Origin of the sequence: Rheinheimera baltica DSM 14885 (assembly GCF_000425345.1) — a bacterium.
GTDB lineage: Bacteria > Pseudomonadota > Gammaproteobacteria > Enterobacterales > Alteromonadaceae > Alishewanella > Alishewanella baltica.
Window position 1 is genome coordinate 142,475 of the sequence record NZ_AUDG01000008.1, and the last position, 6,473, is coordinate 148,947.

The 6,473-nt window shown below is 43.7% G+C and carries 8 protein-coding genes; 7 read left to right on the top strand and 1 reads right to left on the bottom strand.

Going from position 1 to position 6,473, the window contains the following annotated elements; translation table 11 throughout:
- From H595_RS0105675 to nqrM, 7 genes are all read left to right on the top strand, one after another.
- Nucleotides 1–1,206: an NADH:ubiquinone reductase (Na(+)-transporting) subunit B gene (locus H595_RS0105675; RefSeq protein ID WP_027670341.1), complete on the top strand. Its 1,206-nt coding sequence runs from the start codon at nt 1–3 to the stop codon at nt 1,204–1,206.
- Nucleotides 1,199–1,984, top strand: coding sequence for a Na(+)-translocating NADH-quinone reductase subunit C (locus tag H595_RS0105680; protein ID WP_027670342.1), 786 nt, complete (start codon nt 1,199–1,201; stop codon nt 1,982–1,984). Before H595_RS0105675 ends, H595_RS0105680 begins: the two co-directional genes overlap by 8 nt.
- The gene (locus H595_RS0105685; RefSeq protein WP_027670343.1) at nt 1,977–2,606 is read left to right on the top strand and encodes an NADH:ubiquinone reductase (Na(+)-transporting) subunit D; all 630 of its coding nucleotides are present in this window, start codon (nt 1,977–1,979) and stop codon (nt 2,604–2,606) included. The genes H595_RS0105680 and H595_RS0105685 overlap by 8 nt, the downstream gene beginning before the upstream one ends.
- Nucleotides 2,607–2,616: 10 nt before the next feature.
- A complete protein-coding gene (gene nqrE / locus H595_RS0105690) occupies nt 2,617–3,225 on the top strand; it encodes an NADH:ubiquinone reductase (Na(+)-transporting) subunit E (RefSeq protein ID WP_027670344.1) in 609 nt (202 codons plus the stop codon).
- Nucleotides 3,226–3,243: 18 nt separating this feature from the next.
- On the top strand, nt 3,244–4,476 hold the full coding sequence (gene nqrF, locus H595_RS0105695; RefSeq protein ID WP_027670345.1) for an NADH:ubiquinone reductase (Na(+)-transporting) subunit F: 1,233 nt from the start codon (nt 3,244–3,246) through the stop codon (nt 4,474–4,476).
- A 62-nt stretch (nt 4,477–4,538) separates the two neighbouring features.
- Entirely contained in the window at nt 4,539–5,564 is a 1,026-nt protein-coding gene (locus tag H595_RS0105700) for an FAD:protein FMN transferase (protein WP_027670346.1), read from the top strand.
- 10 nt (nt 5,565–5,574) lie between these two features.
- Nucleotides 5,575–5,787, top strand: a complete 213-nt coding sequence (gene nqrM, locus H595_RS0105705) for a (Na+)-NQR maturation NqrM (RefSeq protein ID WP_027670347.1) — start codon at nt 5,575–5,577, stop codon at nt 5,785–5,787.
- A gap of 391 nt (nt 5,788–6,178) precedes the next feature.
- On the opposite strand, the gene H595_RS0105710 is transcribed toward nqrM, so the two are convergent.
- A partial coding sequence (locus H595_RS0105710) for an integrase core domain-containing protein (protein WP_027670348.1) occupies nt 6,179–6,473 on the bottom strand: 295 nt, incomplete at its 5' end.

The following is a 6,473-nucleotide window of genomic DNA, read 5'->3' on the forward strand; positions in this document are numbered from 1 at the left end:
ATGAGTTTAAAGCATTTTTTAGAGCGCATTGAGCCATCATTTGAAAAAGGTGGCAAATACGAAAAGTGGTATGCGTTGTATGAAGCCGTTGCCACTGTGTTATACACACCTGGTCTAGTAACTAAAAATGGTACTCACGTACGTGATAGCATTGATTTAAAACGGATCATGATTTTTGTTTGGTTGGCGTTGTTTCCAGCATTATTCTTCGGTATGTACAACATTGGCCACCAGGCAGTTATTGCGCTGCAAGCCGGTTTTGGTATGCCAGAGACCTGGCAGGTTGCAATATTCTCTGCTCTAGGGGGCGATCTCTCTGCTGCGTCAGGCTGGGGCAGTAAAATGCTCTATGGCGCCGTATGGTTTCTACCCATCTACGCAGTAACATTTATTGTTGGTGGTTTCTGGGAAGTGCTGTTTGCGTCGGTGCGTAAGCACGAAGTAAACGAAGGCTTCTTTGTAAGCTCGATATTATTCGCGCTAATTTTGCCTGCAACTATACCGTTGTGGCAGGTAGCATTGGGTATTACCTTCGGTGTGGTTATTGCGAAGGAAGTATTCGGTGGGACAGGCCGTAATTTCTTAAACCCGGCACTGGCTGGCCGCGCGTTTTTATTCTTTGCCTATCCTAGCAACATCTCAGGTGACTCAGTTTGGACTGTCGCTGATGGTTACTCCGGTGCGACCTGGTTAAGCAAAGCTGCTTCGGGTGATTTAGATTACGCGTCTAACACGCAACTTTGGTGGGATGCTTTCTACGGCTTTATTCCTGGTTCAGTCGGTGAAACGTCAGTATTAGCCCTATTAATAGGTGGTTTAGCGCTGATTTATTTCCGTATTGCGTCATGGCGTATTGTTGTTGGCGTTATGGTAGGCATGATTTTATCGGCGTACTTGTTTAACGCAGTTGGCTCTGAATCAAACGCTATGTTTGCCATGCCATGGCATTGGCATCTGGTGTTGGGTGGTTTTGCTATTGGTATGTTCTTTATGGCAACTGACCCAGTATCAGCTTCCTTTACCGACAAAGGTAAATGGGCTTACGGTATTTTGATTGGTTTTATGGTGGTGATGATTCGTGTGGTTAACCCGGCGTACCCTGAAGGTATGATGTTGGCAATACTGTTCGCAAACTTGTTCTCGCCATTGTTCGATTTCTTCGTGGCTCAGGCCAATATCAAGCGGAGGCTGGCACGTAATGTCTAGTAATAACGATAGCATTAGCAAAACGCTGATAGTAGTCATCTCTTTATGTCTGGTGTGTGCAGTCATTGTATCGACTGCGGCGGTACAATTGCGCCCGCAGCAAACAGCAAACAAATTGCTGGATTCTCAGAAAAACGTGTTGGCTGTTACCGGCTTATTATCGGGCTCAAATATCAACGAGTTGTACAGCAAGCACATTGCAGAACGCTTTGTTGATTTAGAGACGGGTGATTTAGTTGATAAACCAAAAGATTACGACTACCGCAAAGCAATGAAAGATCCTGCAACCAGCACGCGACTTGCTGGCGAAGAAGACATTGCTTCGATTAAAAGCCGTGCAAATATTGCTCCGGTGTACTTTGCTTATGAAAACGGTGTGGAGTCAGGTGAGCTGTCTGCCATCGTTCTACCCATTCATGGTTATGGCTTATGGTCTACTATGCATGCTTTCTTAGCTTTGGGTGCTGATGGTTCGACGATAAAAGGTCTGAATTATTATGAGCAGGGCGAGACAGCAGGATTAGGTGGCGAAGTGCAAAATCCGAAATGGGTGGCGCAGTTTGAAGGTAAAAAGTTACTGGATAAATCTGGTGAGCCAGCAATTAAAGTGGTTAAACCTGGTAATGCAAGCGCTGATTCTGCATTCGAAGTGGATGGTTTATCTGGCGCGACATTAACCAGTAACGGCGTACAGCACACTTTTGATTTCTGGGCAGGTGCTAAGGGTTTTGCCCCTTTCCTGACTAAAGTTCGTGAGGGAGCATTAAACAATGGCTAATGCAAAAGAAATTAAATCGGTCTTATTTGGGCCATTGCTGGCTAACAACCCTATAGCACTTCAAGTATTAGGTATTTGTTCTGCTTTAGCGGTAACCACAAAAATGGATAAAGCCTTGGTTATGTGTATTGCACTAACCTTAGTAACGGCTTTCTCTAACTTCTTTATCTCTTTAATACGTAACCATATCCCATCTAGTGTGCGGATTATTGTGCAAATGACTATTATCGCCTCTCTGGTAATTGTCGTTGATCAGCTGCTAAAAGCTTTTGCTTACGATGTTGCTAAAGAGTTGTCGGTATTCGTTGGTCTGATTATTACCAACTGTATTGTAATGGGACGTGCTGAAGCCTTTGCAATGAAAAGTGCGCCAGGTATTAGCTTCCTCGACGGTATTGGTAATGGCTTAGGTTATAGCTTTGTACTAATGACCGTAGCGTTTATTCGTGAGCTTGGTGGGTCTGGTACCTTATTTGGTGTCGAAATTATGCCGCTGGTTAAAGATGGCGGTTGGTACCAACCGATGGGTTTATTGTTGATGCCGCCTAGTGCGTTTATCATCATTGCCGGTTTTATCTGGGTACTGCGCACCTTCCGTACCGAGCAGGTTGAGAAGGCCTAAGGAGATAGAGATGGAACATTATATTAGTTTATTCGTAAGAGCCGTCTTTATTGAAAACCTGGCATTGGCTTTTTTTCTTGGTATGTGTACTTTTATTGCCGTATCGAAAAAAATCACCACAGCGTTCGGTTTAGGTATTGCCGTTACTGTTGTATTGGGTATTTCTGTACCGGTAAATAATCTTGTCTATCAAAACTTATTAGCGCCAGGCGCTTTGGGTTGGGCAGGCTTTCCAGAGGCAGATTTGAGTTTCCTGGGGTTCTTGACGTATATCGGTGTTATTGCTGCACTGGTTCAGATCCTGGAAATGATTTTAGACAAGTTTTTCCCTGCGTTATACAACGCCTTGGGTATATTCTTGCCGTTAATTACCGTTAACTGTGCCATTTTTGGTGCGGTAGCCTTTATGGTTGAGCGTGATTACAACTTTGGTGAGAGTGTTGTGTTTGGCATAGGCAGTGGCATTGGCTGGATGTTGGCCATCACATTGCTGGCAGGTATTCGTGAGAAGTTAAAATATGCAGATATTCCACACGGTTTACGTGGTCTGGGTATAACGTTCTTAATGGTTGGCTTAATGGGGTTAGGCTTTATGTCTTTCTCTGGTGTTTCACTGTAAGGGGTAAAGGCACAGAAGATGGAAAATGTAGACATATTTCTTGGCGTTGGCATGTTTACCTTAATGGTTCTGGCGTTAGTTGTTATAATTTTGGCAGCTAAATCTAAGTTAGTAGCCTCAGGTGACATCACGATCAGTATCAATGGTGATCCAACTAAAGCAATTAAAACCAAAGCGGGTGGCAAGCTTTTGGGTGCATTGGCAGACAAAGGTATTTTCTTGTCGTCAGCCTGTGGTGGTGGTGGTTCTTGTGGCCAGTGCCGTGTGCATGTCAAAGCGGGTGGCGGTGAAATTCTGCCAACAGAGCTAGGACACATCACCAAAGGTGAGGCTCGCGAAGGTTGTCGTTTGTCTTGTCAGGTAAATGTAAAAACTGACATGGACATTGAAGTTGAAGATGAAATCTTCGGCATCAAGAAATGGGAATGTGACGTTATTTCTAACGATAACAAAGCGACTTTTATCAAGGAGCTTAAGTTACAAATTCCTGACGGCGAGTCTGTGCCGTTCCGTGCCGGTGGATATATTCAAATTGAAGCACCAGCGCACCATGTGAAATACAAGGACTTTGACGTCCCAGAGCAATTCCGTGGTGATTGGGAACGCTTTAAGTTTTTCACTCTGGAGTCAAAAGTAGACGAAGAGACAATTCGTGCTTATTCAATGGCGAACTATCCGGAAGAAGAAGGCATTATTATGTTGAACGTGCGTATTGCTACGCCGCCACCTAATAATCTGACACTGCCATGCGGTAAGATGTCGTCATTTATCTGGAGCTTAAAGCAGGGTGATAAAGTAACGATTTCAGGTCCATTTGGTGAGTTCTTCGCTAAAGAAACTGAAGCGGAAATGGTATTTATCGGTGGCGGTGCGGGTATGGCCCCGATGCGTTCACATATTTTTGATCAGTTACGCCGGTTGAAGTCTACGCGTAAAATTTCATTCTGGTACGGTGCACGTTCTAAACGTGAAATGTTCTACGTCGAAGATTTTGATATGCTAGCAGCTGAGAATGAGAATTTTGAATGGCACGTTGCGCTATCAGACCCTCAACCAGAAGATAACTGGAGTGGTTATACCGGTTTTATTCATAATGTTATTTATGAAAATTACCTGAAAAATCACAAAGCACCGGAAGACTGCGAGTTTTATATGTGTGGTCCGCCGATGATGAACAAAGCTGTGATCAACATGCTTAAAGATCTAGGCGTTGAAGATGAAAACATATTGTTAGATGATTTTGGTGGCTAACAGTTAATGTAACACCGAAAGGGGCGTCCGCAAGGCTGCCCCTTCTGCTTTCTGGAAACTATATGCGCGCGTTTTCTTTGATAAAATTGAGTATGGTATTAATGGTTTTGGCCATTACTGCCGCTTGCAGTCCTACTACATCTACCAACGAGCAAGTTCAGCTTAACGGCAGTACTATGGGGACTTATTATGTTGTTAAGTTTTACCCCGAGACAAAAGTTGATGCCGTTGATTTGCAGCAACAGATAGATATCGAATTGGAGTTAGTGAATGATTTAATGTCGACATATCGACCTGAATCCGAATTAATGAGGTTTAACCGTCACGAAGCCAATACAGAATTTACGCTATCAACTCAAACGTATACTGTTATGTCTGAGGCGATAAGATTGGCCAAGCAAACAGGCGGTGTACTAGACGTTACGGTAGGGCCCTTGGTTGAGTTATGGGGCTTTGGTGCCCACGGTAGAATAGAACATGCCCCAGTACCAAGTGACATTGAGCAGGCTAGGACCGTTGTCGGGTTTGATAAGTTGACTTTAACCAATAACGGTTTGATTAAGTCTGTTGTCGGTTTGGCTGTCGATTTGTCTACCATAGCAAAAGGCTATGGCGTTGACCGTGTCGCCGAAATTCTTCAGCAAAATGGTATCAATAATTACCTTGTCGAAATTGGCGGTGAAATGCGCATCAAGGGCAGCAAGCCTGAGGCGCAGCCTTGGAAAATAGCCATCGAAAAGCCGGTTAGTGCAGAGCGTAATGTACAGCGTATTTTACAAACCGGAGATATGGGCGTTGCCACCTCAGGCGATTATCGCAACTATTTTGAAGAAGATGGTATTCGCTACTCGCATTTAATAGATCCCCGCAGTGGTAAGCCGATACAGCATCGGACCGTGTCTGCGACGGTACTTCATCCATCCTGTATGACGGCGGATGGTTATGCTACTGCACTAAATGTTATGTCATCTGAGGAAGCTATTGCCTTTGCAAACCAGTATAATATTGCAGCGTTGCTGGTAGTTAAAACGGATGACGGTTTTAAAGAGCTGGTGTCCGACGCTTTTAAACCTTTTTTAACCGAATAGCGGAGTAGCTATGACGATATTTTTACTCACTTTTGCTTTGTTTCTTCTGGTTGTCGTGGCAATGGCATTAGGCTATCTGGTGCAGCGAAAAACCATCGCCGGTAGCTGTGGTGGTTTGGGTGAAATTGGTATAGAAAAGGCCTGTGACTGTGATAAACCCTGCGAAAAGCGGCAAAAGCGCTTAGAAAAAGAAAAATTCTGGCAGCAAAATAAGATTATTTAATAGATGTATTGCTTGGTTGTGCATAAAGCTGGCATTTTGCCAGCTTTTTCTATTTAAGCGATAGTCGTTTTTACAACACGCTGTGGCTGACTCATCAACACTAACTATTAGAATATTATGATGTTCACTCTCCAATCTAACGGCAACTGATATAGGCGGAAGTGATCCAGATTACGCTAGCTAGCGTTGTTAGCATGTTACTATCATTGGACATTCCGATTTTTGATGTAATGACATTGGCTGTGTTAGCAATGCTGTTATATACCTAATTGCATGCGGTGTGATATTTACTGCACTTAACATTTCGGTATTGGCATTGATAATGCGAAGCAACATTATTTTGGGATAAATAACCATGAACTATTCGATTATAGCGGTAATACACCCATTTTTAATTGACGCTAAAAGTAGAAGGTTGCGTTATTAAAGCCTGTTTGTATTTCGGTGGTATGCCACCAATTGCCGTGTTTGGTCGTTCATTATTGTAAAACCATAGCCATTCTGTCGCATGATCTTGCACTTCGGCAATACTGCTGAATAAATATTGGTTCAGCCATTCGTAGCGAACAGTTCGGTTGTACCGCTCCACATAAGCATTCTGCTGTGGGTTGCCCGGCTGGATAAACTTCAGTTCAACATCATGTTTTTCAGCCCACTCAGCCAATAACGCACTGATATATTCCGGG

Excerpts from the sequence above, each read along its gene's own strand:
- H595_RS0105700 (WP_027670346.1), top strand. The coding sequence starts at position 4,539 with ATGCGCGCGTTTTCTTTGATAAAATTGAGTATGGTATTAATGGTTTTG.
- H595_RS0105675 (WP_027670341.1), top strand. The coding sequence starts at position 1 with ATGAGTTTAAAGCATTTTTTAGAGCGCATTGAGCCATCATTTGAAAAA.
- nqrF (WP_027670345.1), top strand. The coding sequence starts at position 3,244 with ATGGAAAATGTAGACATATTTCTTGGCGTTGGCATGTTTACCTTAATG.
- H595_RS0105685 (WP_027670343.1), top strand. The coding sequence starts at position 1,977 with ATGGCTAATGCAAAAGAAATTAAATCGGTCTTATTTGGGCCATTGCTG.
- H595_RS0105680 (WP_027670342.1), top strand. The coding sequence starts at position 1,199 with ATGTCTAGTAATAACGATAGCATTAGCAAAACGCTGATAGTAGTCATC.
- nqrM (WP_027670347.1), top strand. The coding sequence starts at position 5,575 with ATGACGATATTTTTACTCACTTTTGCTTTGTTTCTTCTGGTTGTCGTG.
- nqrE (WP_027670344.1), top strand. The coding sequence starts at position 2,617 with ATGGAACATTATATTAGTTTATTCGTAAGAGCCGTCTTTATTGAAAAC.